General features: G+C 68.4%; 23 protein-coding genes. 12 read left to right on the forward strand and 11 right to left on the reverse strand.

Annotation, left to right across the window (positions count from 1 at the left end):
• The first annotated feature begins 14 nt into the window (after positions 1-14).
• On the forward strand, positions 15-899 hold the full coding sequence (rarD, locus tag RIB98_02705) for an EamA family transporter RarD (GenBank protein ID MEQ8839863.1): 885 nt from the start codon (positions 15-17) through the stop codon (positions 897-899).
• A 20-nt stretch (positions 900-919) separates the two neighbouring features.
• Here the strand turns inward: rarD and RIB98_02710 are convergent, their stop codons facing one another.
• From RIB98_02710 to RIB98_02740, 7 genes are all read right to left on the reverse strand, one after another.
• Positions 920-1,999 (reverse strand): phosphotransferase, encoded by a 1,080-nt coding sequence (locus RIB98_02710; protein ID MEQ8839864.1) that lies wholly within the window; start codon positions 1,997-1,999, stop codon positions 920-922.
• A gap of 10 nt (positions 2,000-2,009) precedes the next feature.
• A complete protein-coding gene (locus RIB98_02715) occupies positions 2,010-2,882 on the reverse strand; it encodes an alpha/beta hydrolase (protein MEQ8839865.1) in 873 nt (290 codons plus the stop codon).
• 42 nt (positions 2,883-2,924) lie between these two features.
• Positions 2,925-4,868 carry an acetoacetate--CoA ligase gene (locus RIB98_02720; GenBank protein ID MEQ8839866.1) on the reverse strand — a complete coding sequence of 648 codons (1,944 nt, stop codon included), beginning with the start codon at positions 4,866-4,868 and terminating at the stop codon, positions 2,925-2,927.
• A complete protein-coding gene (locus RIB98_02725) occupies positions 4,861-5,865 on the reverse strand; it encodes a nucleoside hydrolase (GenBank protein MEQ8839867.1) in 1,005 nt (334 codons plus the stop codon). The genes RIB98_02720 and RIB98_02725 overlap by 8 nt, the downstream gene beginning before the upstream one ends.
• Positions 5,866-5,933: 68 nt before the next feature.
• Positions 5,934-6,251: a hypothetical protein gene (locus tag RIB98_02730; protein MEQ8839868.1), complete on the reverse strand. Its 318-nt coding sequence runs from the start codon at positions 6,249-6,251 to the stop codon at positions 5,934-5,936.
• Positions 6,252-6,309: 58 nt separating this feature from the next.
• Entirely contained in the window at positions 6,310-8,238 is a 1,929-nt protein-coding gene (locus RIB98_02735; GenBank protein MEQ8839869.1) for an ABC-F family ATP-binding cassette domain-containing protein, read from the reverse strand.
• 6 nt (positions 8,239-8,244) lie between these two features.
• Positions 8,245-9,072, reverse strand: coding sequence for a 5'/3'-nucleotidase SurE (locus tag RIB98_02740; GenBank protein ID MEQ8839870.1), 828 nt, complete (start codon positions 9,070-9,072; stop codon positions 8,245-8,247).
• Positions 9,073-9,225: 153 nt separating this feature from the next.
• Here RIB98_02740 and RIB98_02745 point away from each other — a divergent pair, with 153 nt between their 5' ends.
• Together RIB98_02745 and RIB98_02750 are read left to right on the forward strand one after the other, a co-directional pair.
• Complete coding sequence (locus tag RIB98_02745; protein MEQ8839871.1) at positions 9,226-9,906, forward strand: response regulator transcription factor; 681 nt, start codon at positions 9,226-9,228, stop codon at positions 9,904-9,906.
• A 25-nt stretch (positions 9,907-9,931) separates the two neighbouring features.
• On the forward strand, positions 9,932-11,320 hold the full coding sequence (locus RIB98_02750; GenBank protein ID MEQ8839872.1) for an ATP-binding protein: 1,389 nt from the start codon (positions 9,932-9,934) through the stop codon (positions 11,318-11,320).
• A 100-nt stretch (positions 11,321-11,420) separates the two neighbouring features.
• Here the strand turns inward: RIB98_02750 and RIB98_02755 are convergent, their stop codons facing one another.
• Positions 11,421-12,086, reverse strand: coding sequence for a hypothetical protein (locus tag RIB98_02755; protein MEQ8839873.1), 666 nt, complete (start codon positions 12,084-12,086; stop codon positions 11,421-11,423).
• Between the two features lie 137 nt (positions 12,087-12,223).
• Between RIB98_02755 and RIB98_02760 the strand changes: the two genes are divergently transcribed.
• Together RIB98_02760 and RIB98_02765 are read left to right on the forward strand one after the other, a co-directional pair.
• Positions 12,224-13,396: a pyridoxal phosphate-dependent aminotransferase gene (locus RIB98_02760; GenBank protein MEQ8839874.1), complete on the forward strand. Its 1,173-nt coding sequence runs from the start codon at positions 12,224-12,226 to the stop codon at positions 13,394-13,396.
• Entirely contained in the window at positions 13,396-14,154 is a 759-nt protein-coding gene (locus tag RIB98_02765) for a nitrilase-related carbon-nitrogen hydrolase (GenBank protein MEQ8839875.1), read from the forward strand. The genes RIB98_02760 and RIB98_02765 overlap by 1 nt, the downstream gene beginning before the upstream one ends.
• Positions 14,155-14,190: 36 nt before the next feature.
• On the opposite strand, the gene RIB98_02770 is transcribed toward RIB98_02765, so the two are convergent.
• Both RIB98_02770 and RIB98_02775 read right to left on the reverse strand, forming a co-directional pair.
• Positions 14,191-15,912, reverse strand: coding sequence for a class I adenylate-forming enzyme family protein (locus tag RIB98_02770; GenBank protein MEQ8839876.1), 1,722 nt, complete (start codon positions 15,910-15,912; stop codon positions 14,191-14,193).
• A gap of 27 nt (positions 15,913-15,939) precedes the next feature.
• Entirely contained in the window at positions 15,940-17,319 is a 1,380-nt protein-coding gene (locus RIB98_02775; GenBank protein ID MEQ8839877.1) for a sulfatase-like hydrolase/transferase, read from the reverse strand.
• 64 nt (positions 17,320-17,383) lie between these two features.
• Here RIB98_02775 and RIB98_02780 point away from each other — a divergent pair, with 64 nt between their 5' ends.
• The 5 genes from RIB98_02780 to RIB98_02800 all read left to right on the forward strand — a co-directional run bounded on the left by RIB98_02780 (position 17,384) and on the right by RIB98_02800 (position 22,791).
• On the forward strand, positions 17,384-18,295 hold the full coding sequence (locus RIB98_02780; GenBank protein MEQ8839878.1) for a pseudouridine-5'-phosphate glycosidase: 912 nt from the start codon (positions 17,384-17,386) through the stop codon (positions 18,293-18,295).
• 10 nt (positions 18,296-18,305) lie between these two features.
• Positions 18,306-18,845: a hypothetical protein gene (locus RIB98_02785; GenBank protein MEQ8839879.1), complete on the forward strand. Its 540-nt coding sequence runs from the start codon at positions 18,306-18,308 to the stop codon at positions 18,843-18,845.
• On the forward strand, positions 18,842-20,050 hold the full coding sequence (locus RIB98_02790; GenBank protein ID MEQ8839880.1) for a cytochrome P450: 1,209 nt from the start codon (positions 18,842-18,844) through the stop codon (positions 20,048-20,050). The genes RIB98_02785 and RIB98_02790 overlap by 4 nt, the downstream gene beginning before the upstream one ends.
• 19 nt (positions 20,051-20,069) lie before the next feature.
• The gene (locus RIB98_02795; GenBank protein MEQ8839881.1) at positions 20,070-20,903 is read left to right on the forward strand and encodes a thioesterase family protein; all 834 of its coding nucleotides are present in this window, start codon (positions 20,070-20,072) and stop codon (positions 20,901-20,903) included.
• Positions 20,904-20,982: 79 nt separating this feature from the next.
• On the forward strand, positions 20,983-22,791 hold the full coding sequence (locus RIB98_02800) for a DUF4397 domain-containing protein (protein MEQ8839882.1): 1,809 nt from the start codon (positions 20,983-20,985) through the stop codon (positions 22,789-22,791).
• 81 nt (positions 22,792-22,872) lie between these two features.
• On the opposite strand, the gene RIB98_02805 is transcribed toward RIB98_02800, so the two are convergent.
• Positions 22,873-23,712 carry an enoyl-CoA hydratase/isomerase family protein gene (locus RIB98_02805; protein MEQ8839883.1) on the reverse strand — a complete coding sequence of 280 codons (840 nt, stop codon included), beginning with the start codon at positions 23,710-23,712 and terminating at the stop codon, positions 22,873-22,875.
• Positions 23,713-23,809: 97 nt separating this feature from the next.
• On the opposite strand from RIB98_02805, the gene RIB98_02810 reads away from it, so the two are divergent.
• Entirely contained in the window at positions 23,810-25,504 is a 1,695-nt protein-coding gene (locus RIB98_02810; GenBank protein ID MEQ8839884.1) for a DEAD/DEAH box helicase, read from the forward strand.
• A 212-nt stretch (positions 25,505-25,716) separates the two neighbouring features.
• Positions 25,717-25,974, forward strand: a complete 258-nt coding sequence (locus RIB98_02815; GenBank protein MEQ8839885.1) for a hypothetical protein — start codon at positions 25,717-25,719, stop codon at positions 25,972-25,974.
• Positions 25,975-26,033 lie beyond the last annotated feature (59 nt).

The raw sequence follows: 26,033 nt of genomic DNA on the forward strand, positions 1-26,033 counted from the left end.
GATAGCGTGCCGAGATGATACGGGGCGTGGCGATCGGGACGGTGGCCTACGTCCTCTGGGGACTGTCGCCGGTCTATTGGCGCTCGGTCGGTTCGGTCGCCTCCGGCGACATCGTGATCCATCGCGTGCTCACCAGCGCGCTGCTCCTCGCAGCGTTCCAGTTCGCCGGGCACACCTTCGCACGGGTGCGGGCCCTGCTCATCGACCGACGAGCACGAGGGATGTTCGTGCTCACGGCTGTGTTGCTCGTGTCGAACTGGTTGGTGTTCGTCTGGGCCGTCAACGACGACCGGGTGCTCGAGGCGAGCCTCGGCTACTTCATCAACCCGTTGGTGAGCGTCGTGCTCGGCGTGGTCGTGCTGAAGGAACGCCTCCGGCTCGGTCCGATGCTCGCAGTGGGCATCGCCGCCGGTGGTGTCGTGGTGCTCACGATCGATGTCGGCAGCGTTCCCTGGGTGTCGTTGTTCCTCGCCGGCACATTCGCCCTCTACGGGCTGGTCAGGAAGATCTCGCCGGCCGGTTCTCTCGACGGCCTCAGCCTCGAGATGTTCGTGCTCTTCCCGTTCGCTCTGGTCGTGCTCCTCATCCAGATGGCCTCGGGCGACAGCGTGTTCACCACGTCGTCGGTGGCCATGAACGTCTGGTTGCTCGGCGCAGGAGTGATCACCGCCGCGCCCCTCCTACTGTTCGCCACGGCCGCTCGCCAGATCGAACTCTGGCTCGTCGGCATGCTGCAGTTCATCGCGCCCACCCTCCAGTTCATCCTCGGTGCCATCGTGTGGAACGAGCCGTGGAGCGGAGGCCAGGCGGCCGGGTTCATCATCATCTGGATCGCACTCGTCGTGTTCGCCCTCGAGCCGCTCGTGAAGCCGAACCGCCGGATGCAGCCGATCGGCTGAGCCGGCCCGGCTGAGTCGATTCAGTCGAGCAGGTCGAGCGCGTCGTGGTCGACGATCTGGGCGGCCGACCGCTCGGCCATCGCCATGAACATGTGGTCGCCCCGGTCGGTCTGGCCGACCGCGATCGATCCCAGCATGGTGATGAACGGACCCTGGAACGTGCCGTGCCGGTACATCGAGAGCACGTCGTCGGCGGCCAGATCGATGCCGAGGGCGGCCATCGCCGTGCGATAGCGCTCGAGTGCCTCGGGTTCGTGGCGACGCCGGTCCTCCGGCGGCGCCGAGTTGCCGAGGAGGTAGGCCACATCGCGCAGCCCGCACCCGAGGCCGAGGGTCTGCCAATCGACCGCGCTCACCGCCGCGCCGCCGAACGCGGTCGCGAACATCAGATTGTCGAGTCGGTAGTCGCCGTGGACGAGGGTGTGGGTGGTGGGTTCCCGCTCGATCCACGCCGCTGATCGGGCGCCGTAGGCCTCGTAGACGGTGCGGGCCCGGTCGCTGAGCCGGTCGCGATAGCGCTCGATGAACATGGGAGTCACGAGTTCGACGAAGGCCACCGCATCGCCGCCGCTCGCCTGGAGCCAATCGATGTCGGTCAGGGTGGGGTCGCCCCATCGCGGCGCGTGCAGACCCGCCAGATTCTCGACCGCGAGCATGATCTGCTCGTCGGTGGCGCCGGTGATCTGGTCGCCCTGCTTGGCCGGAGCGAGATCCTCGAGCACGAGGGTGAACGACGTCGAGTCGTCGGTGACCGCGCCGTAGAGACAGTGCGGCACGACGATCGAGAGATCGGCGGCGAGGTCGGTGTAGAAGCGGACCTCGTTGCGGTAGCCGCCGGCGCCTCCCGCGGCGCGGCTCTCCTCGGCCGGAGAGGGGAACTTGACGACCACCGAGCCGGGTGCGTCGCCCTGGTCTCCGGCGAACGTGAACCGGTACCGCTCGTTGTGGGCCATCTGTCCGGTGCCCACCGCCTCGCGGTGAATCGACGCGATGGTGGCGGTGTGTCCGGCCCGGGCCAGCACTCGGCCGAGCCAGTGCGCCGTGACCTCGGCCGGGTCGTCGATGATCGCGGGGCTGAGCGGGTGTTCGGGACCGGTCATGACGTCGACCTCAGGCTCGACGGATGTTGCGGATGATCGCGTCGACGATCTCGGGCCAGCGAGGCACCGGAAGGTCGTGGCCCATGTCGCCGAACATCAGCAGCCGGGACCCGGGAATCGCCTTGGCGGTGGCGATGCCGCCGCTGGGTTTGACCAGCGGATCGGCCAGCCCGTGGATCACGAGCGCCGGCACTCTCACCTGCCGGAGTCGGGCGGTGCGATCGGGACTGGCGCCGATCGCCGCGGTCTGTCGAGCGACGCCGGCAGGGACGAAACCCCGGGCCAGCGACTCGGCAGCCTGCTTGCGATGCTCCTCTTCGTCGAAGTGTTCACCGGAGATGGCCGAGAACGTGAACACCGAGGAGTCGACGAAGTTCTCGATCGTCGGCTCGGGGCGCCGGATGAACTGGCGGATCAACGACATCGCGATGCCGCCGTGCTTGCGGTCGCCCGTGTTCGACATGATCGAGCAGATGCTCTTCACCTTCGACGGATGGTTGATCGCCATCGCCTGGGTGATCATCCCGCCCATCGAGACACCCACGACGTGGGCGGCGTCGATCCCGAGCGCTTCGAGCAGCGCGGCCCCGTCGGCGGCCATGTCCTCGACCGTGTAGCCGGCGCCGCTCAGTGGTCGCCGGGTGATCATCGAGGCGATCGTCCGACGCTGTGAGGGCGGCTCCCAGTCGGTGTGGGTCGAAAGGCCGATGTCGCGATTGTCGAAGCGGATCGCCTGGTAACCCTCGGCCACGAAGAGATCGACGAACTCCTCGCGGAAGTCGATCAGCTGACCGCCGAGGCCCATGACGAACAGGATCGGTTCGCCCTCGCCCCGGATGTCGTACTCGAGGGTCATTCCGGTGGAAACGTCGATGCTCGCCATCCGGGCAGCGTAGAGCGACGGCGACCCGTCGCGCGGCGTGTCCTATCCGCCGGCCGCGACCACCGCCGGGTGGTCGCGGAACTGGTCGAGGGCGTCGGGGTTCGCGAGGGCGTCGGCGTTCTTCACCTCGTTGCCCTCCACGACGGCTCGCACGGCGAGTTCGACGATCTTGCCGCTGCGGGTGCGGGGGATCTCGGTCACCTGACCGATCACGGCGGGTACATGGCGCGGGGTTGCGCCGGCCCGGACCTGGGCCCGGATCCGAGCCTCGAGGGTGTCGTCGAGTGTGACGCCGTCACGCAGCACCACGAAGAGCACGACCCGGGTGTCGCCCTCGACGGGTTGGCCGATGACGATGCTCTCGAGGACCTCAGGGATCTTGTCGACCTGCCGGTAGATCTCCGCGGTCCCGATCCGGACGCCGCCGGGATTGAGCGTGGCGTCGCTGCGGCCGTGGATGACGATCCCACCGGTCTCGGTCCATTCGGCGAAGTCGCCCTGGTGCCACATGCCGGGGAAGCGCTCGAAGTACGCCGCTCGGTAGCGCGCGTCGCCCGGATCGTCGTGGAAACCCAAGGGCATCGACGGGAACGGGTTGCCGCAGACCAGCTCGCCGCGCACACCCACGTGCACCGGATTGCCGAGCTCGTCCACGATGTCGATCGCCAGGCCGAGGGCCGGTCGCTGGATCTCGCCGGCATGGACCGGCGAGGTCGGATCGCCCGCCACCAGGCAACCGCAGAGGTCGGTGCCGCCCGAGATCGAGGCCAGGTGCACATCGGCCTTGATGGCGTCGTGGACGGTCTCGAATCCCTCGGCCACGAGGGTCGACCCGGTTGACGTGATGGTGCGCATCGACTCGAGCGAATGGGTGTCGACCGGGCGGAGCCCGGACTTCGCCACCGCGTCGATGAACTTGGCCGAGGTGCCGAAGAGGGTCACCTCTGCGTCGTCGGCGAGATCGAAGAGCCGGTTGCCGTCGGGATGGAACGGCGAACCGTCGTAGAGCACCAGCGTGGCGCCGGCCGCGAGACCCGAGGCCAACCAGTTCCACATCATCCAACCGGCGGTGGTGAAGTAGAACACCCGGTCCCCGGCGCGCACGTCGCAGTGGAGACGGTGCTCGACGACGTGCTTGAGCAGGACGCCGCCCGTTCGGTGCACGATGCACTTCGGCCGACCGGTGGTTCCCGACGAGAAGAGGATGTACCACGGGTGGTCGAACGGCATCGGAACGAAGTCGGGTTCGCGCGGCGCGATGCCATCGACGAAGTCGGCCAACGGCACGCCGTCGACGACATCGCCGGTGGTGCCGCCACCGAAGAACGGGACGATCACGACCTGCTCGACGGAGGGGAGCGCGGCTCGTATCTCGAGGAGCGGGGCGAGGCAATCGTGGATCTTGCCGGCGTAGAGATAACCGTCGCAGGCGAAGAGCAGCTTCGGTGCCACCTGGCTGAACCGGTCGACCACACCATCGACCCCGAAGTCCGGTGAGGTCGAGGAGAACACCGCGCCGATCGACGCGGCCGCCAGCATGACCGCGTAGGTCTCCGGGATGTTGGGCAGCCATGCGGCGACCCGGTCGCCCTCGGTGACGCCGGCCCGTCGCATCGCCGACTGGAACCGGCCGACCGTGCGCCGAAGCTCGTCGCGGCTGATCTCCCGGACGATCGAATCGTCCTCGCTGTGGAAGACGAGTGCCGGTTCATCGCCTCGATGGGCGAGCAGGTTCTCGGCGACGTTGAGTCGAGCATCGGGGAAGAAGCGGGTGTCGGCCAGGGTCGGGCCGGGCTCGATCACCCGATCCCCGGCGGTGCCGATGACGCCGAGGTCGTCCCACGCCGCGGCCCAGAAGGCGGCCGGCTCGTCGACCGACCAGCGATGCAGCGACTCGTAGTCGTCGTGGCCGCGCGCGACCGCGAAACGAGCCAGGTTCGTGCCGGCCGCTCGCTCGGGCGACGGTCGCCAGATCGGTTCACCCATTGGCGTGGCGCGCGAGCTTCTCGACGAAGTCGCCGAAGATGTCGTTGCGACGGGCCCGGTAGGCCTCGTGCATCCACCCGCCGGTCGGTTCCCAGGTGTGGCGATCGGTGACCCGGGCCCTGGTCGTTTCGTGGGTCGGTGCCCAGTCGGGGTCGAGCAGCCAGGCGATGGCGATGATGTCCCAGATCACCCAGCTGCGGCCCGGCCTGGTGACGTCGGCATCGATCGGGTTGTCGACATAGATCTGATACAGGAGGTCGCCCAGGGGACCGGCGCCCCTCACCCACGTCTCGACATCGGGCAGCGAGAGTCCGAGCACTTCGGCCACGTGGTAGCCGGGCTGGTAGAGCAGCGGCGCGGCCGACTCGAACAGCACGTTCGTGGCGAATCGATCCTGGACCAGGTTGAAGCTGTCGTCCGCGTGGGGCGCGGCCGAGGGGTAGCCGGCCAGGAAGACGAGCACCACCTTCTCGGCGATCGTCGGGTCGATCAGCAACGAGGCCGCGACGTTGGTGGGCGCACCGATGATCGGGACGTAGAGCGGTCCGTCATTCCCATGGGCGAGGGCGATCAGGTTGTGGGCGGCGTCACTCTCGACGATGTCGTCGGGGGCCGTCATGAAGCGGTCGCTCCCCGCGAACACCGGGGGTGGTGCCGGGAGATCCATCACCGCGAGGAGGCGGTGGATCTCGTCGCGAGATGCCCGTTCGCCATCAGCGGGGGATCGCTGCGACCGCATTCGGGCGCGACGTTCGGGACCGACGTGGGAGGCGAGCGCCTCCATCGGGGTCCGGTCGCCGCCGCGTCGCTCGGCCGCCGCGTCGATCGCCTCGAAGTAGTGGCCGTGGCAGAACGGGGCGGCGTGGACAGCCTCGACGTGTAGCTGCTCGGGCGACAGCAGCGCCCACGCCAGCGCGAACTGATCGTCGATCTCGTTCGCCGTGTCAGTGTCGATCACGACCCGAAGAGGGCCCTCGGCGCGGGGCGGCAACGTCATCGATCGCCACGGTAGTCCCCGGCTTTCGTCGACGACACCGCGACGATCGACGCGCGGTCAGCGGTCGCTCAGACGGCAGCCGCGGTTGCCTCGACCATGATCGGGACCGGGTGTTCCGCTTGCGGTCGAGCGGCGTGTCGCCGCTCGACGTCGATCTCGTGGAAGCCGTTCCCGAAGATCGCGCCGCCCAACGGACACATCCAGAAGCCGAACATGGCCCCGACGCCGGCGGCGACGCCCCAGCCGCCCTCGGGATCGGCGACATGCATGAGCACCGACACCGACACGGCGATGATCACCGCCGAGACCAGCGTCGCAACGACGAAACGATGCATTCGAAGTCGATCGTCGTCCTCGAGCAACGGGGTGGAGAAATCATCGGTCATGGGCCCTCCTTCGGTCCACCACCGATCGTGGAGCACAGGCCCGCCCGGGGGTAGGGACCTAGGTCCCGGTTCCCTCGAGCTCCTCGGCCGCCGCCGTCCACGCCTCGACCAGCTCGGCTGCCCGGGTCTGCATCCGCTCGTGCTCCTCGGCGAGACGGTGCACCTCCTCGGGCCTGTCGTAGATGTCGGGATCGGCCAGCTGCGAGTGCAGCTCGGCCACCCGGGCCTCGGTCTTCTCGAGGTCGCGCTCCAGCTTGTTGACCCGCTTGCGAAGCCCGGGATCCTGTCTGGTCCCTGCATTCGGCGTCGGCTCGGTTCGGCGTGCGGGCTGGCTCAGGCCCTTCTTGCCCGCTCCTGTGCCGCTCAGGCCCTTGCCGCTGTTCACCTTGCTGGCGTCGGGCGGGGTGAGGACCTCGTCGGGAACGCCCGGGTGCCAGGTGGCGGTGCCGTCGCGGACCTCGATCAGCGCATCGGCCACGTTGCGAATCAGATGGCGATCGTGGGTCACGAGCAGGACCGTGCCGGGATACGCGGTCAGCGCATCCTCGAGCACGTCGCAGCTGGGAAGGTCGAGATGGTTGGTGGGCTCGTCGAGCACCAGCAGATTGACCGGCTCGATCATCGTGCGGGCCAGGGCCAGCCGGGTGCGTTCCCCGCCGGAGAGATCGCTGATGCGGCGATCGGCAGCGTCGCCGGGGAACCCGAACGAGCCGAGCACGGTGCGCAGGTTGCGCTTGCCGGGATCGATCCCGCCGGAGAACGCCTCGATCACCGTCTTGTCGAGATCGAGCTCGTCGGCCTGGTGCTGATGGAAGGTGGCCACCGACACGTTGTTGCCCAGCTCGGCCGACCCGCCGCTCGCCTCGAGCTCGCCCAGTATGAGCTTGAGCAGGGTGGTCTTGCCGCCCCCGTTGGGGCCGACGAGCGCGACGGTGTCGCCCCGTTCGATGGCCATCGACACGTTCGAGACGATCGGCACGCCGGTCTCGTAGCCGACCGTCGCGTCGTGGAACTCGGCCACCGTGCGGGAGGACCGCGGTGGTTCCGGGAAGGCGAACCGGGCGACGAGCTCCTTGCGGGTCGGCACCTCGATCTTCTCGAGCTTCTCGAGGGTCTTGATACGGCTCTGTACCTGCCGGGCCTTGGTCGCCTTGTAGCGGAACCGGTCGACGAACTGCTCGACCTTGGCGATCTGGCGAGCCTGACGCGCCGCCGCGGCCTCGATGCGTTGCAGCCGCTCCTCGCGCTGCACCACGAACTCGGCGAACCCGCCGACGTATTCGAGCGCAGTGCCTTCGGCGAGCTCGACCACCCGGTCGGCGACGGCATCGATGAAGTCGCGATCGTGACTCACGAAGAGCAGCGCGCCCGACCAGTTGGCGAGCTGCTGCTCGAGCCAGGCGACCGAGTCGACGTCGAGATGGTTGGTCGGCTCGTCGAGGATCAGGACGTCGGGCTTGGCCAGCAGCAGCCGGCCCAGGGCGACGCGCATCCGCCAGCCACCCGACAGCTCGCGCACCGGTCGGTTGACGGCGGCGTCCTTGAATCCGAGGCCGGCGAGCACCTTGTGGGCGTCGGCTTCGAGTGCGTAGCCGCCCATGGCCTCGAAGCGGCCCTGGGTCTCGCCGTATTCCTCCAGGACCTGATCCTGGTCGGCGTCGGGGTCGCCCATCAGGGTCTCGAGTTCGCGCAGGCGGTCCGACAGTGCGGTGAGCTCGCCGGCCCCGGCGAGCACTTCCTCCATCACGGTGCCGGTGGCGGTGTCGACCAGATCCTGTGGGAGGTAGCCGAGCACCATGTCGCGCGGTCGGGTGATGGACCCGGTGTCGGGTTCGGCGTCGCCGACGAGGATCTCGATCAGCGAGGTCTTGCCGGTGCCGTTGCCACCGACGAGGGCGATGCGGCGACCCGCGCTGAGCTGGAGGGTGACATCGTCGAAGAGCGTCCGGGGTCCGTAGGAGCGCGAGATGGCGCTGGCGGTCAACACTTCGGGTCAGCCGAAGAAGGTGTCGAGCGCGCCCTCGGCCGGGCCTGCGATCCCGGCATCGGGTTCGACCGCTTCGAGCATGCCGAGCCAGGAGATCGAGGCGTAGCCCTTCGTGACCGCGCCGGTGTCGGTGTTCTCCGTGGAGGTCGCGTCGAACACGTCGCCCCACGACATCTCGACATGGAATGTGCCCTCGTGGCCGGGCTTGGCGACGAGGTCGGCGGTGGCCAGCGAACGGGGTGGGCCCATGGCGATCGAGGTGCGCCGCCACCCTTCCATCTCGGCGGCGGGACGGTTGGGCACGTTGAGGTTGACGACGACCGGCTGAGTGGGGAGGTTGCCGAGGAGTTGTTCGACCACGACGGCGGCGACGTCGGCCGCGCCCTGCCATTGCTGGTCGGCGAGGATCTCCTCCATCGCCTGACCCTCGATCGAGAAGTCGGCAGCCTGGCTGACGGCGACGGCACTGAGACCGCCGTTGCGAGCGGTGAGGCAGGCGCCGACGGTGCCGGAGTGGTAGACGGCACGTCCGACGTTGGCGCCGGGGTTGATGCCCGAGACGACCAGATCGATGTCGCCGAATGCACCGAGACGAGCGAACATGGCGCACAGCGCCGGGGGCCCGGTGACGGCCCACGCCTCGTCGATGCCCTCGATCTGTGTGCGGTGCACCTCGGGCTTCATCAGCCACACCGAGCCGATCGCTGCGCCGTACCCGGAGTACTCCTCGTCGGGCGCGGCGATCACGACGTCGCCCAAGGGCTTCATCGCCCGGGCCAGTACGTGGAGGCCGACCGAGTCGATGCCATCGTCGTTCGTCACCAGAATTCTCACCCGTTGACCCTATCGGCGGGCCATGGCGGCCCGATGACGAACGGGTGGCCGGGAGGAAAACGGCGCCTGCCCTTTCGGCGCCGGGTGCCCTGCCGGACTCGCGGTCGATCGGTCTCTCACCGTTCTCTCACCTGCATGTGCGACGCTGGTCCGGTGGCCACCATCCTGATCGCCGAAGACGATCGCCGAGTACGCGAGAGCCTCGATCGTGCGCTGCAGTTGGAGGGCTACGAGGTCATGACGGCGAACGACGGCGCCCGGGCGCTCGAACTGCACGCCGACGCCCACGCCGACCTGCTGCTGCTCGATGTCTCGATGCCGAACGTCGACGGTCTCACCGTGTGCCGCACGATCCGCTCGAAGGGCGACGACACCCCCATCCTGATGCTGACCGCGCGACACGAGATCGACGATCGTGTGGCCGGTCTCGACGCCGGTGCCGACGACTATCTCGTGAAGCCGTTCGCCCTCGAGGAGCTGCTCGCCCGTGTCCGTGCCCGCCTGCGGTCGAGTGTGGTGGTCGACGACGGCACGCTCGTGCTCGGTGACCTGGTGATGGACCTCGACGGTCGTAGGGTCGATCGCGACGGCAAGGTGCTCGATCTGAGTCGCACCGAGTTCGATCTGCTCGAGGTGTTGGTGCGCAATGCCGGAGTGGTCCTCGGGCGCGACGTGCTCTACGAGCGGGTGTGGGGTGGGGAGCTCGACATCGAGTCCAAGACCCTCGATGTCTACGTGGGGTATCTGCGCAAGAAGTCGGAGGTCGACGGGGCGGCCCGTCTCGTCCACACCGTCCGCGGCGTGGGTTACGTCGCCCGTGAGGGCGAGCAATGAGCACAGTCGCCCGTGAGGGCGGGCGGTGACGCTGCGGGTCCGGATCGTCGCCGTGGTGACGGTGGTGGTCGCCGCAGTGGTCGTGGTGATCGGTGGGACGTTGTTGCGCAGCACCGAGGCGTCGTTGGTGGGCGAGATCGACTCGGATCTCGTGGGCCGGGCCCGGGCCTTCCACGACGAGCGAGCGTTGCCGTCGGACGCGGCCGCCGCCGATGTCGATCGCCTTCAGGACTTCGAGGGTTTCGGGACGCGGTTGCGGGGCGACCGCACGGATCCGTTCGGGCTGACGGTCGGCTTCGACGCCCTGGCTCGGGTCCTCGACAATTCGGGGACGGTGAGGTTCGTCCTCGACCAGGAGTTCGACGCAGCCACCGACGCCGCCCTCCTCGACCGTGCGGAGTCGGCGCCGGTCCTGTCGAACGGTTCGGATGATCAGGGGCGTGTCCGGGTCGTCACCACTGCGCTTCCTCGACGTGGTTTCGTGCAGCTCGCCCGACCGCTCGACGAGGTCGACTCGGTGCTCGACGCGTTCCGCCGACGAACTGCCGCGATCGGGTTGGCCGCGATCGTCGGTGCGGGGATCGTGGCGTGGTTCCTGGCCGGACGCACGGTCCGGCCGATCCGAGACCTGACCGAGGCGACCGAGTACGTCGCCGCCACCGGCGATCTCGAACGCGGTGTCGCGGTGACGGCCTCGGGCGACGAGGTCGGCCGGCTGTCGGTGAGTTTCACGTCGATGCTCGATGCCCTCTCGGCCTCGCGGCGTCAGCAACGTCAACTGGTGATGGACGCCTCCCACGAGCTGCGGACACCACTGACGAGCCTGCGGACCAACGTGGACGTACTGCGCCGAGGTCACCAGCTGTCGACCGACGATCGCGAGGCCGTGGTCGCCGATCTCGACGCTGAGCTGGGTGAACTGAGCGACATCGTGGCCGAGCTCGTCGATCTGGCGACCGACGTCCGAAGCGGCGAGGATCTCGCGCCGCTCACCTTGGCCGAGGTCGCGGAGCCGGTCGTCGAGCGAGCACGCCGGCGGACCGATCGGACCATCGAGATCGACCTCGTCCGGTCGACGGTGCTCGAAGCCCGCCCCGAGGCGATCTCCCGGGCGATCCGGAACCTCGTCGACAACGCTGCGAAGTTCTCCCCGCCGGGCACGGCCATCCGGGTGGAGATCGACGGTGGACGGGTCGCGGTGCACGACCAGGGTCCCGGTGTCCCCGAAGCGGAACGGGATCGGATCTTCGATCGGTTCCACCGGCTCGATTCGAACCGCTCGCAACCCGGTTCGGGGCTCGGCCTCGCCATCGTCCGCCAAGTCGCCGAGGCGCACGGTGGCACCGTGTTCGCCGGGTCGTCGAGCGACGGTGGCGCAGCGATCGGGTTCGCGGTCCCCACGATCGACGACTGAATTCCGGCGCCGGTTCAACCCCGGGATCGACGCGGCGGCGCCGGGGCCACGAGGGCCCCGGCGCCGCTGGGGGGAGGGTCAAGGATTCCTGGGTATCGGGTCAGGCGTCGGGGTCGGACTGATCGAGCGTGCCGTCCGCGGGGCCGCCGCGATGGCCGCGACGTCCCTGGAACTCGAGTTCGCCGTTGACCAGGTCGGTCGCCTTCTCCTCGGCATCGGCGAGGATCTCGTCGGCCCGCTCCTGCTCGATGCGGCCGTCTTCGAGACCCGTGGCGACGCGGGCCTCGGCGGCATCGACGAGCGCATCGAGCAGGTCCTGGGTGTCCACTCCCTGGGCGGCGGCGACGTCGGCGAGCGTCTGGCCGCTGACGAGCGCTTCGCGGAGCTCTGCCTGCTCGAGGTCGAGGATCTCCGCGATACCGGCGTCGCCCGCGAAGAACCCACGGCGGCCATGACCTCGCTCGCCGCGCTCGGGGGCGGCTGCGACGAGAGTCTCGACGACGGCGTCGAGCTGGGACTGGGTGAGCGTGCCGTCGTCGACGAGGCCCTGGAGGACGTCGGCGATGCGGTCGCCGGGCTCATGGTCGGCCGCCGCAGACGTGGTTTCCTCGGTGGTCGTCTCGTCGGTGCTCGGCTCGGTGTCGTCCTGGGCGCCGGCCAGGCCGGGAGCGAACAGGGTTGCGCCGGCGAGAGCACCGCCGAGTGTCGTTGCCACGGCGGCGGTGGCGAGGGTCTTTTTCTGGAGGGGGTTGTTGGGAACGGTCATTTTCATGGTCCTTCTGGGTTGGGTGGTGTGTCGGTGCCTCTCGGACACCCACCATGAAGGTGCCGGGTAAGAGGATTGTCAGAATCGGAGAATTCGACGGTCTTCGTCGGCTCGCGGCGAGCTTCTACACTCGGGCTGTGACCACACCGGCCCCGTATCTGCACGAACGCCTGCAGGGTTTCGGCACCACGATCTTCACGGCGATGTCGGCCCTGGCGGCCGAGACCGGTGCCGTCAATCTCGGGCAGGGCTTTCCCGACACCGACGGTCCGGGCACCGTGTCGCAGGCGGCGATCGATGCGATCAACGCGGGCCACAACCAGTATCCGCCGCTGCCCGGCATCGAAGAGTTGCGCCGGGCGATCGCCCGTCATCGCCGCCATCATCGCGGTCAGACGTTCGACCCGGACAGCGAGATCCTCGTGACCACCGGGGCCACCGAGGCGCTCGCTGCGGCGCTTCTCGCCCTCACCGGTCCCGGCGACGAGGTGGTCACGTTCGAGCCCTACTACGACAGCTATGCCGCCGGCATCGCGATGAGTGGTGCCACGAGGCGCGTGGTCACGCTGAGGGGCGACGACTACTCGTTCGATCCCGACGAACTGGTCGCTTCGTTCACGTCGTCGACGAAGTTGCTGCTGCTCAACAGTCCCCACAATCCGACCGGCAAGGTGTTCAGCCGGGCGGAGCTGGAGTCGATCGCTCGCGTCTGCATCGAACGCGACGTGCTGGTGGTGACCGACGAGGTCTACGAACACCTCGTCTACGACGACCACGAGCACATCCCCATCGCCACTTTGCCCGGCATGGCCGAGCGCACGCTCACGATTTCGTCGGCGGGGAAGATCTTCTCGTTCACCGGTTGGAAGATCGGTTGGGCGTGTGGCCCCGCGCCGCTCGTCGCCGCGGTGCGAACGGCGAAGCAGTACCTCACGTTCGCGTCGGGCACACCCTGGCAACACGCAGTGGCGGCCGGGCTCGGACTCGGCGACGAGTTCTTCCACGGGTATGTCGCAGAGATGCAGTCGAAGCGGGATCGATTGTGCGGCGGTCTCGAGGCGGCCGGCTTCGAGATCATCCGCCCGCAGGGGACCTACTTCGTCACCGCCGACATCAGGTCCGTCGGCGCTGAGGACGGCATCGACTTCTGTCGGTCGTTGCCGAGGACGGCAGGTGTGGTGGCGGTGCCGAGCCAGGTCTTCTACGACCACGAGAACGAGGGCCGGCACCTCGTGCGCTTCGCGTTCTGCAAGAAGGACACCGTCCTCGACGAGGCCGCTCACCGGCTGCTGGCGGCGGAGGGATTCTGATGCTCCGGGTTGCAGCGATCCAACACGACGTCGTCTGGGAGAAGGTCGACGAGAACATCGCCGCGGTCACGCCGTTGATCGACGCGGCGGTCCATGACGGCGCCCGCATGGTCGTGCTCGCCGAGATGTGGTCGACCGGGTTCTCGATGAATGCGGACGAGGTGGCGGAGAAGCCCGACGGCGCCACGGCCACCTTCATGCGGGAAACGGCGGCTCGCACCGGCGCGTGGATCGTGGGCTCGTTCCCCGAACACACAGAGGGCTACGACCGGCCGACGAATCGACTGCTGATGGCCGGACCCGGCGGCGAGGATCATCGCTACTCGAAGATCCACCCGTTCACGTTCGCTCGCGAGCACGAGCACTACGCCGCGGGTCGTGACCGTCTGACGGTCGAGGTCGAGGGCGTGCGGGTGACCCCGCTGGTCTGCTACGACCTCCGGTTCACCGACCTCTTCTGGGACGCGGCGGCCACCACCGACTGCTTCGTCGTACCGGCCAATTGGCCACGGGCCCGTCGCGAGCACTGGACCACCCTGCTGCGAGCCCGGGCGATCGAGAACCAGGCCTACGTGGTCGGCGTGAATCGTGTCGGTTCGGCCGGGCGGCTCGACTACTCGGGTGACACCTGCATCATCGATCCGCTGGGGGAGGTCCACGCCGCACCGGTCGGCGAGATCGCCACCGTCCTGGCCGACGTCGACCCGGCCGAGGTGACCCGGGTGCGCGCCGAGTTCCCCTTCATGCAGGACCGCTGAACGCGCCGCATCCTCACGTCGACTCGCTCAGCACCCTCACACCGACTCGCTCAGCTCGTCGCGGAGTGCGCGTTTGAGGAACTTGCCGTTGGCGTTCTGCGGCAGCGGTTCGTCGCGGAACCACACGTGCTCGGGGATCTTGAACTTGGCGAGCCGTGGCTCGAGATGGACGCGCAGCTCGTCGGCGGTGAGCGTTGCCCCCTCCGCGAGGTGGACGGCGACACCGACGGCCTCGCCGAGGCGATCGTCGGGCACCCCGAACACGGCGGCCTCGGCGATGGCCGGGTGCTCGTAGATCGCCGCCTCGACCTCGGCGCAGTAGACGTTCTCCCCGCCGCGCAGCACCATGTCCTTGGCCCGGTCGACGATGTGGACGAAGCCGTCGTCGTCGATGTGGACGATGTCGCCGGTGCGGAACCATCCGTCGACGATCGCCTCCGCGGTGGCCTCGGGGCGGTTGAGGTATCCCTTCACGACCACGGGACCCTTCACGCAGAGCTCGCCCCGCGACCCGGGGGGAAGATCATTGCCGTTCTCGTCGATCACCTTCGCCTCGAGGGTCGGCATCACGAGCCCGGCCGACGTCGGCCGGGCACTGAAGAAGATGTCGCTGACCGCGGTGATGATGCCGTGGGTCTCGGTGAGCCCGTAGCCGGTGCTCGGTTTCACGGCGCCCTTGGCATCGGCGATCTTCTCGACGAGGTCGGGCTGCAGCGCCGCGCCACCGCCGCCCATCGAGGCCATGCTCGACGTGTCGCGGGTCTCCCAGTCCGGGTGCATGAGCATCTCGCGGCTCATGGTCGGTACTCCGGTGAAGGTACCGACCTTCTCGCGTTCGATGAGCTCGAGGGCGCGGCCGGCATCCCATTTGTGCATGAACACCAGCTTGGCGCCGGTGAGCGTGCCCGGGTGGAGCACACAGTTGTTGGCGGTCACGTGGAAGAGCGGTGTCGGCACCATGATCGCCGGGTCGGCCGGTGCCGATCGCTCCTCGGTGAGTTCACCTGCTTCGGCCAGCTTGGCTTTGGCCATTCCCGCCGCGGTCGTCGCGAACGCGAGGTGCAGCAGATTGTGCACCGACCCGCGATGGGTGAGCTGGGCGCCCTTGGGGAAGCCCGTCGTGCCCGACGTGTAGAAGATGCACATGTCGTCGTCGGGATCGATGTCGGCCACCGGCAGGGCGTCGGGCGCGGCGGCGGCGTCGACCACTTCGGCCCAGCGGCTGGCGTCGTCGGGAAGCTCGCGCCCGGAGCGAACGGCCATCACGTGCATGGGCGCCTCGGCTCGGAGTGCCGCGAGCACCGGCAGCAGTCGCTCGAGACGTTCGTCGTCGGCGATCACGACCTTGGGGCGTGAGTCGCTGAGTCCGTACTCGAGTTCGCTGCTCGTCCACCACGCGTTGACACCGACCGCGGCAGCGCCGAGAGAGATGGTCGCCCAGTAGGCGATGGCCCACTCGGGATAGTTGCGCATGGCGATCGCCACCCGGTCGCCCTTGCCGACACCATGGGTCTCCGCGAGGACTGTGGCCAGTGAACGGACGAGCGCATGGGCCTCGGTGTAGGTGAGGCGTTCGTCCTCGAAGACGATGTAGGGCTTGTCGCCGAAGCCGGCCGACATCTCCCAGAGAACGCGCATGTTCGGAGGAGCCTGGTCGAACACCCGCATCGTGATGCCGCGCACGTCCTGTTCGGACCAGGCGAACTGGGCACCGGGGGCGGTCAATTCTTCCCACGTGGATTTCAAGACGTCGATCACGGGTTCATTGCTAGCAGGCCTGTGAGTTCAGGCGAGGTGGATGTTCAACAGCTTGGACAGTCGCGCCTGGGCATCGTCCCAGGCCGGGTCCGTCGCGAGGTTCACGAATTCTCCGGGATCGGCGGCCAGGTCGTAGAGCTCGCGCTCACCGGTGTGGAGGATGCCGAGCTTCATCGACGGGACCGTCGGGTGATCGGGTCCGGTCACGACGGAGTCGTGGCCGGGCCAGGGCGTGAAGACGGCGAGAGGCAGCGACTGGAGCAGGACCGATCGGTTCGCCATGATGCCGGAGAACTCCCGGACGAGACGGAGGTCGATGCCGTCGAGATCGTGGCTCGGTTGGGCGCCGGCGACACCGACCACGGTGGTGGTGATGTCGGCCTGGGTGACCGGCACCGAGGTCGAGCCGGCCGGGAAGCCCGGACCGGTGACGAGCAGTGGTGTGCGAACGACGGGCTCGTAGAGCGTCACCTTCTGCACGGCGGCGGGCACCCCGAACGCGTTGCCGAAGCGATGCTCGCCGTAGTGCACGCCCTGGTCCGAGGAGAGGATCACCAGGGTGTTCTCGAGTTGGCCTGACTGCTCGAGGGCGACGAAGAAGCTCTCGATCGCGTCGTCGACCCCGGTGAGCACCTGGGCCTGCTGCATCTGGGCTCGTTCGAAATCGGCGATCTGCGCCTCGCTCAGGGGCGGGAGGGCCTGGATCCACGCCGGCTTGCCGGTGACGTCCTCGTCGACGGGAGCCGGCGACGGGAGATCGGTCCAGAGTCCCGTGTGCTCGGGTCGAGGCTGGAGCTCGCCCGTTTCGGTGATGGTGTGGGGGTGCTGTGGGTTCCACGAGGCGAACCACGGGCCGGTGGAGGTCGTCGCGAAATCGATCAGCGCGTCGGTCATGTAGTCGAGGTTGCGGCCGCCGGGCGCGAAGGGCTCAGGTGGCGTGAGCCCCTCTTCCACCTCGAAGGTGAACTCGTCGTGACCGTTGGCCGTGTAGGTCTTCCACACATCCCAGCCGGGCTGGATCCCTTGGTCCCAGTGGATGGTCGTGATGTACTCGCCGAACAGGCCTGTGCGATAGCCGGCCGCCTGCAACCAGTAGCCCCAGGTCTTCGTGGGGTCGAGCTCCGTTGCCGTCAGGTACCACTTCCACGGATGATTCTTGAGGTTGGTCCCGGTGAAGAGGCCCAGGCGGGTGTCGATACAGGCGCCGCCGTTGGCTCGTGACTGGGTGAACCGATGGTCGAAGCGGGCCATCGTCTTCGGCATGTAGTTCAGGCCGTCTTCTCGCATGTCGTCGAGGTAGAGGACCGCGATGTTCGTGCCGGGGATGGGTGGACCGGTGCAGGCGATGCTCGGAAACGCGGCGAAGGCGAGGGAGCCGACCACGAACTCCCGCCGAGTGATGTGCATCGCGCGCAAGGTACACCTCGTGTCGTCGAATTGGTAGAACAATCTGGCGCCTAGAGTTCCCACGATGACCCCCGCGTTCCGGACCAGCGAAGAGGTGGGTGCCGCCGTCCGCGACGGCGTCCCGGTCGTCGCCCTCGAGTCGACGATCTTCAGTGGGCTGGGCCTGCCGTCGCCGGCCAATCGCGAGTGTTTCGAGCGGTGCGAGCAGGCCATTCGGTCGGGCGGCGCGGTGCCGGCTCTGACCGCGGTGATCGATGGTGTGGCCGTCGTGGGCGTGACGGCAGCGGAGCTCGAGCGGGTGCTCGCCGGGTCCGCCAAGGTCGCCGCCCGGGACCTGCCCCACGCAGTCGCGTCGGACCTCGACATCGGGGTCACGACGGTCTCGGCCACGGTGACGTTGGCCGCCGCCGCGGGCATCGAGGTCTTCGCCACCGGGGGCATCGGCGGGGTCCACCGGGGGTCGGCGCTCACCGGCGACATCAGCCATGACCTCGTCGCACTCTCGCGCCACCCTGTCGTGACGGTGTCCGCAGGGGCGAAGGCCTTTCTCGATCTGGCGGCCACCCTCGAGTACCTCGAGACCCTGGGGGTGCCGGTGGTGGGGTGGAGAACCGACCGGTTCCCGGCCTTCTACACACGAGACAGCGGGGTCGCCGTCCCCGCCATCGTGACGTCCGGCGCCCAGGTCGGGGCGATGCTCCGAGCGTCGGGCGAACTCGGTCATCCGGGCGGGATCCTCGTCGCCAACCCGATCCCGGATTCTGCCGAGCTCGACGTCGAACGCATCGACCGTGCCCTCGATGCGGCGTTGGCCGAGGTCGATGCTCGAGGGCTCCGAGGTCCTGCGGTCACGCCTCTGGTGCTCGCCGCGATCGCCGAGGCCACCGAGGGTGACAGTGTTCCCGCCAACCTCGCCCTGGCCGAGCACAACGCCGTCGTCGCGACCGAGATCGCCGCAGCGATCGCGGCGCACTGAGGCGATCGGGATGGGCGCCGCACGCGACTGGACCCGCAGTCAGCACGAGCGATGCCCCGACTGCGGCACCGATGCATCGAATTTCGCCGATCGCGAGCTCGGTGCCCAGGTCCTGCGGGAGGTCGCCGAGTGGGGAAGGTTGCTCGCGTCGGCCGACCCTGCCGCGGTGCGCCGCCGACCCGCAGCCGAGGTGTGGTCACCGCTCGAGTACGCCTGCCACGTGCGCGACCTACTGCCAGTGATGGCCGGTCGGGTCGAACTGATGCGCACGGAGGACTCGCCCGACCTCGGGTGGTGGGACCACGAGGCCGAGGTCGTCGCGTCGTGCTACAACGAGCAGGTGCCGGTTCTCGTGGTCGAGCAGATGACCACCAACGCCCGTGGCTTCTCCCTCACCCTCGACCGTGTCGTCGGTGACGAGTGGGAGCGGCGCGCCGAACGTCGACCGGGCGAGGTGTTCACCATTCGCGGAACCGCCCGGTTCGTTCTCCACGAGGTCATCCACCATCGTGACGATGCGTCCCGCGCGCTGAAAGGCATCGCTCCATGACGGCCAGCCCCGATGAGATTCTCCTCACGCTGATGATGGATCCGGCGGCGATCCCCGATCCCCATCCGCTGTACCGGCAGCTGCGGGAGACAGCGCCCCTCTTCAAGACGGCGATCGGGGAGACCTGGGTGGTGTCGGGGTTCGAGAACTCCCGAGCGCTGCTCCGCGATCCACGTTGCGGCCAACCACCCCGCGACGCGGCCGAGGGTCGAGTGGCCATCGACGGTTCACCGAGGCGGAACAGGGGCGGCGATGCCCAACCGATGCTCTTCATGAATCCGCCCGATCACACGCGAGTGCGAGGCCTCGTGAGCCGGGCGTTCACCCCCCGCCGGGTCGAGCTCCTGCGGGACGAAGTCGTCGCGATGACCGACCGACTGCTCGATGCACTCGACGGCGAGGGCGACTTCATCGACGGGCTCGCCTTCCCGCTGCCGGCCAACGTCATCAGCGCGCTCGTGGGCGTCCCCGAAGCCGACCGGGATTGGCTGCGCCCGCTGATCGCCGATCTGGTGCCGACCATCGAGCCCACCGCCACGGCGGAGGTGATGGAGAAGGCCGACGTCGCCGGGGCCCGGGTGAGCGAGTACCTCACCGACCTGATCGCCACCCGGCGCGCGGAACCGCGTGACGACATGTTGTCGGCGCTCATCCAGGCGAGCGACGGCGACGATCAACTCAGCGAGGCAGAGGTCATCGTCAACATCTTCCTCATCTACGCCGCCGGATTCGAGACGACCACCCACCTTCTCGCCAACATGGTGCGTCAGCTCGTCGCCCACCCGGGTGAGCTGGATCGCCTGCGCGGCGATCGTTCGCTCATTCCCAACACCGTCGAGGAGACCTTGCGGTTCGATCCGCCGGTGCAGCTCGACGCCCGGTTCGCCTTCGACGACATCGACATCGACGGGGTCACGATCGAGAAGGGCTCGTCGATCATCACGCTGCTGGCCGGCGCCAATCGGGATCCCGCAGTATGCGACAACCCCGACGACTTCGACGTCGGGCGGACCGATGTCCAACTGATGTCGTTCGGCTCGGGCATCCACTACTGCCTCGGCGCAGCCCTGGCCCGCCTCGAAGCGCAGGTGGTGCTCGAACGCCTGCTCGATCGCTACGGCTCGTGGGAGATCACGGCCGAGCCGGTCTGGCAGACCCGGATCACAATCCGCGGTGTCGAGCGCCTCGACGTGAAGTTCGCCTGATCCCGATACAACACCTGTCGTGACCGACTGGCGTGACAGCAAGGCCGAGCCCGACGAGTACCTCGTCGAGGTCGACGGCGACACCATCGAGCCGACCCACCTCTGCGGTGGACCCTGGTCGCCCGACGCGCAGCACGGCAGCGCAGTAGCGGCCACTCTGGCGTGGGCGGTCGAGCAGGTCGAGACACCCGTTCCGATGCGTCCGGTCCGCTTCACCGCGGACCTCCTGAGCCCGGTGCCGCTCACCCCCCTTCGATGGGAGGCCCGCACCGTCAAGGCGGGTAAGCGCATCGCCGTGGTCGATTCGGCGCTCTACGACGGTGATCGTCTCGCCGCTCGCGCCTCCACCCTGTTGATGCGCAGCGAGGTCACGATCGACATCCCCGACGATGTGAACCAGCCGCCTCCCGTCCCGTTGCCGCCACGCGAGCCGCTGCCCGTTGACGACTTCGTGGTGCCGGAGGGAACGGAGTGGACACCACCGGGCTTCGCGTTCGCCATGGACTACGAGCGCACCGCCGGCGCGATGTCGCAGGGCGCCCCCGCGTCGATCTGGATGCGGCTCCGTTGCCGGACCGTTGCCGGTGAGGACGCGACGCCGTTCCAATGGGCCGTCGCCGCGGCCGACATGGGCAGCCAGCTCGGTGGATTCCTCCCGTTCGCCACGTATCGCACGATCAATGCCGACATCACGCTGCACCTGCATCGGTTGCCGACGACGTCATGGATCGGCCTCGACGGCACCCATCGGGTGGCCCCCGACGCGATCGGGCAGACGAACGCCTCGATGTTCGACGAGGAGGGGCTCGTCGCCCAGATGCAGTCGTCGGTGCACATCGACCGCTGGGGGTAGTGACCGACGGACACCTTTGCATCTGCGGGTCGGTGTCGCTTCGTAGAGACCGCAACACACCCCAACGAAAGGTCCCACGATGCGACGCGTTCTCGTCGCCGTCCTGGCGCTCCTGACGGCGGCCGGCCTTTTGGCCGCCTCGCCCGCAGGAGCCGTCGGCGGCACAACCAACACCACGGTGGTCCACGGAATCCCCGGACTCACCGTCGATGTCTACGTCGACGGCGGACTCGCCCTCGACGACTTCGCTCCCGGGACCGTCGCCGGCCCGCTGACGCTGCCGGCCGGCTCCCACTCCGTCGCGATCACCGCCGCTGATGCGACAGACGACTCCAGTCCGGTGCTCGCCGCCGACGTCGTGCTCGTCGCCGGCGCCGACATGTCGATCGTCGCCCATCTGACCGAGTCGGGCGACCCGACCGTGTCGGTCTTCACCAACGACACCTCCGCGCTCGCGTCCGGCGAGGGTCGTCTCACCGTCCGCCACACCGCCGCCGCCCCTGCGGTCGACGTTCTCGCCGGCGGCACCGTGGCGTTCGCCGATCTGAGCAGCGGTAATTCTGCCGCCGCTGATCTCGCGGCCGGCACCTTGCCCGTGTCGCTGAACGCCGCCGGTACGTCCACGCAGGCCTTCCCCGCCTCCGGCACCGTCGACGTCGCGCTGCCCGCCGGCGTGAACCTCGTCGTCTACGCGATCGGCGATCTCGGCGCGTCGACCTTCGACCTCGCCGTTCAGACGATCGGCGAGGGCACCATCGGGGCACCCTCGCAGATCAGTGTCGTGCACGGCGTGCCCGGCCTGACCGTCGACGTCTACGTGGGCGGCGTGCTCCTCCTCGAGGACTTCGCTCCCGCCACCGTCGCCGGACCGGTTCTTCTCCCGGCCGGTACCTATGACATCGAGGTCTTCGCCGCCGATGCCACCTACGAGGCCGGCATGGGTGCCATCTTCGTCGACGACGCAGTGGTCCCTGGCGGGGCCAACATCTCCGTCGTCGCCCACCTCGACGCCGCCGGCGCACCCACTGCGTCGATCTTCGTCAACGACACGTCGGCGATCGCCGACGGTGAGGCCCGCCTCGTCGTGCGCCACACCGCCCAGGCTCCCACCGTCGACGTCCTGACCGGCACGACGAAGTTGGCCGACAGCATCAGTAACGATCCGACCGCCGAATCGCAGCAGGTCGACGTCCCGGCCGGTACCTACCCGGTCACCGTGAACGCGGAGGACGACCCGACCCCGGCCGTTGATCTGGGTGACGTGAGCCTCGCCGAAGGCCAGGCGACCATCGTCTATGCCATCGGGGAGCTGGGCACGTCCTTCGCCGTCGCCGTCCAGTCGATCGTCGGCCTCGCGGCCGACGGTGCGTTCGACGACTCCGGCAGCACGGAGTTCTACAGCGACGACGTGCGGACGCTCCTGCAGCTCGGCATCACCACCGGTACCTCGCCGATCACGTACTCGCCCGACGACTGCGTGACCCGCGGTCAGATGGCGGCCTTCCTGGTCCGCACGCTGAACCTGCCGGCCTCGAGTGTCGACGCCTTCACCGACGACGACGGCACCCGCTTCGAGGACGACATCAACGCCCTCGCAGCATCGGCGATCACCACCGGTACGTCCGCCACGACGTACTCGCCGGACGACTGCGTCACCCGCGAGCAGATGGCGCTGTTCCTGGTCCGTGCGTTCAACGTGCCGGCCTCCGGAACCGACGCCTTCGGCGATGACGATGGCCTCACCGGCGAGCCGGCGATCAACGCTCTCGCCGCGGCCGACATCACCACCGGCACCTCGCCGACGATGTTCTCGCCGACCGACCTGGTGACCCGGGGCCAGATGGCGTCGTTCATCGCCCGATCGCTCGCTCTCGGCTCCCTCGGCTGACCCCGAGCGGCTCTATCCGCCCCCCAACGGAAGCGGCGTCACCCGATCGGGTGACGCCGCTTTCGGCGCGTCTGGTCCTGTTCAGTAGCCCTTCCATTCGGGGCTCCGGCGCTCCCGGAAGCTGGCGACGCCTTCCTCGGAGTCGGCGGTGTAGGTGTTGAGCTCCACCGCCAGTGCCTCGTTCTCCATCATCGTCTTTCGGTCGGTGTCGAGGCTCTGATTGACGAGCCACTTGGTGAACCCGAACGACCGGGTCGGTCCGGCGGCGAGGCGCTCGGCCCACTCCATGGCCGAGTCCATGAGGTCGGCCTGGGGCACGACCTTGTTGGCGAGGCCCCATTCGAGGGCTTTCTCGGCCGGCACGTCCTCGGCGAAGAGCATGAGTTCCATCGTGCGGCGTACGCCGATGATGCGGGGGAGCAGCCACGGGCCCAGCGCGTCGGGTACGAGACCGCGGCGGGCGAAGACCTCGACGAACTTGGCGTTGTCGGCGCAGATGACCAGGTCACAGGCCAGCGCCAGGTGCGCCCCCATGCCGGCGGCCGTGCCGTTGACGGCCGCGATCACGGGAACGTCGCAATCGAGCAGGGCCGGGAACAGGGTGTACTGCCCGTCCATCATCATGCGACGAGGGTCGCCGATCACCCGGTCGGGGATGTCCTCGGCCCGGTCGTTCTCGTAGACGTGGGAGAGGTCGGCGCCGGGGCAGAAGAGCTTCTCGCCCGAGGCGGTGAGAATCACGGCACGAGCCCGATGGTTCACGTTGAACTCGTTGAAGAGGTCACGGATCCGGTTGCGGCACGGCGGGTTGAGGGCGTTGCCCACGTGCGGCCGATCGATGGTGATCACCGCCACCTTTCCGTGGTACTCGAGGCGGATCTCCTCTTCGATGGAGCGGGGGGCATCTTCGGCGCTGGGCATCCGTCGAATCTACCGATGCGGGTGCGCCGCGGTCGCATCGCAGGTGGCTATCGTCGGCCGCCGTGTCATCCCCCGCGCCGGCCCCAGTGGGGGTCCCATGAACCGGAGCATCACGCTTCGCAAGTGGCAGCACTCGGCCATTCGCGACTTCCTCGACAAGGTCGCGAAGGAGAAGGACATCGAGGGCGGACACCGCGATTTCCTCGCCGTCGCCTGCCCCGGCGCAGGAAAGACGACCTTCGCGCTCACCGCCGTGCGGCACTGGTTGGCAGGGGAGCGGCGGCCCTTCGTCGTCGTGGTGCCCACCCGCCACCTGAAGACCCAATGGGCGACGGCCGCCGAGCGGTTCGGGTTCCACCTCGAGCCCGATTGGGAGGGCCGCGAGCCGACCGTGCCGAGCGACATGCACGGCATCATCGTCACCTACGCCCAAGTGGCCACCTCCTCGCGGCTGCTGCGCAAGCTGTCCGAGAACGGCATCGTGATACTCGACGAGATCCACCACGCCGGCGGCGACAAGACCTGGGGCGAGGGTGTCGAGATCGCGTTCGAGAACGCCGGGGCCCGCCTGCTGCTGTCGGGTACGCCCTTCCGGTCCGACGACGCGCCGATCCCGTTCGTCACCTACACGCTCGGCGATCATGGCGATGCGTTGGCCGACTACGAGTACGACTACGGCAATGCCCTGGTCGACGGTGGCGTCGTCCGCCCCGTCTTCTTTCCCCGCTTCGACGGGCTCATGGAGTGGATCGGGGCCGACGGGTCGCTGAAGGAGGCGAGCTTCGGCGACGACCTCGACCAGGAGGACCGCAGCGCCCGCCTCCGCACCGCCCTGAGCGTCGACGGCGACTGGCTCTCGACCGTGCTGGTGAAAGCCGACGAGCGGCTGCGCTCGATACGCCGCCAGACCCCCGACGCCGGCGGACTGGTGATCGCGATGGACCAGGAGCACGCACGCGGCATCGCCCGGCTCCTCGAGCGGTGGACGGGCGAGACGCCGGCGCTTGCCGTATCCGACGATCCCCGCGCCTCCGAGGTGATCGAGGAGTTCGCGCGCAGCGACGATGCCTGGGTGATCGCGGTCCGCATGATCTCCGAAGGCGTCGACATCCCGCGTCTGCGGGTCGCCGTCCATGCCACCACCACGATCACACCGCTGTTCTTCCGCCAGGCGGTCGGCCGGATCGCCCGGTGGACCCCGGGCCGCCAGTCACAGAAGGCGTACTACTTCGTTCCCGACGATCCCCGGCTGCGACACCACGCCGCCAACATCGCCGAGACCCGCCGCCACTCGATCGACAAGCGCATCGCCAACGACGTGCAGAAGGACACTGCGCTCGACGACCTCAGCCGCGCGGTCGAGATCGAGGAGCAACCGTCCCTCTTCCAGGCGTTGTCCTCCACGGCGATGGACACCGACGACGACTCGTCGTCGCTCTCGTCGTCGATCGACGACGGGACCGACCCGAACGAGGACGTGATCGTCGAGATGGACGAGCTGGCGGGACTTCCCATCGACCTGCCGCCGCCACCGGCCCTGCCCGGCCGCGGAACGGACCCGAGAGCGGCGCTGGGCGACCTGCGTTCGCGCCACGCCCGCAAGAAGGACCTGCGGCAGTGGAACGCCGACAAGGTCCTCGAACTCGTGCGCTCGACGGGTATGGACCATCGATCGGTCAATGCCGAACTGAACCGGCGCAGCCGCGTCGAGCGGGTCGCCGAGGCCGACGAGGTGTCGCTGCGGCGCCGCCTCGACACCGCAAACGCCTGGCTCGAGAGCCTCCGGCGGTAGCCGATCCACCCTCACCACGACCGTCCTGTACTGGATTGAGTCGTTCGGCTCACCGAATCGGCCCCTTTGCCCCTCATCAGTGGGAAGATTCGTCTGGCAACCTCAGTAGTGAGGCCCGAGACGCCGAACGGGTATGACCGGTGCCACACCGCAGCGGACACATTTTCACCGAATTCGGAAACAACAACCGGTAGGGAGACGTTGGCAACGACATGAGCGAGTTCGAGCTGGAAACCATCATCCGAGCCCTGCGTGATGACATCGTGGGCGACGTCTGCAGCCGATCGCGGGTGATCGACGCGCTGCTCGATCTCCGTCTCGACGCGACCCGTCGTGCCGATGTGGTCGAACTGGTCGATCAGTCGTTGTCGGCGGTGCCCGGCAAGAACATGGTGCCGGCCGACTGGTGGCGCGATCAGCTCGACATGTTCGAGCTCGTGGCCATCAACCCCGCCGAGCCGGTCGGCTGAATCAACCGAGACCGAAACCCCGGGCCGCTCTGGCCCGAAGGGTCGTGAACCTGGCAATC

Source organism: Acidimicrobiales bacterium, from assembly GCA_040219515.1.
Taxonomy (GTDB): Bacteria; Actinomycetota; Acidimicrobiia; order Acidimicrobiales; family Aldehydirespiratoraceae; genus JAJRXC01.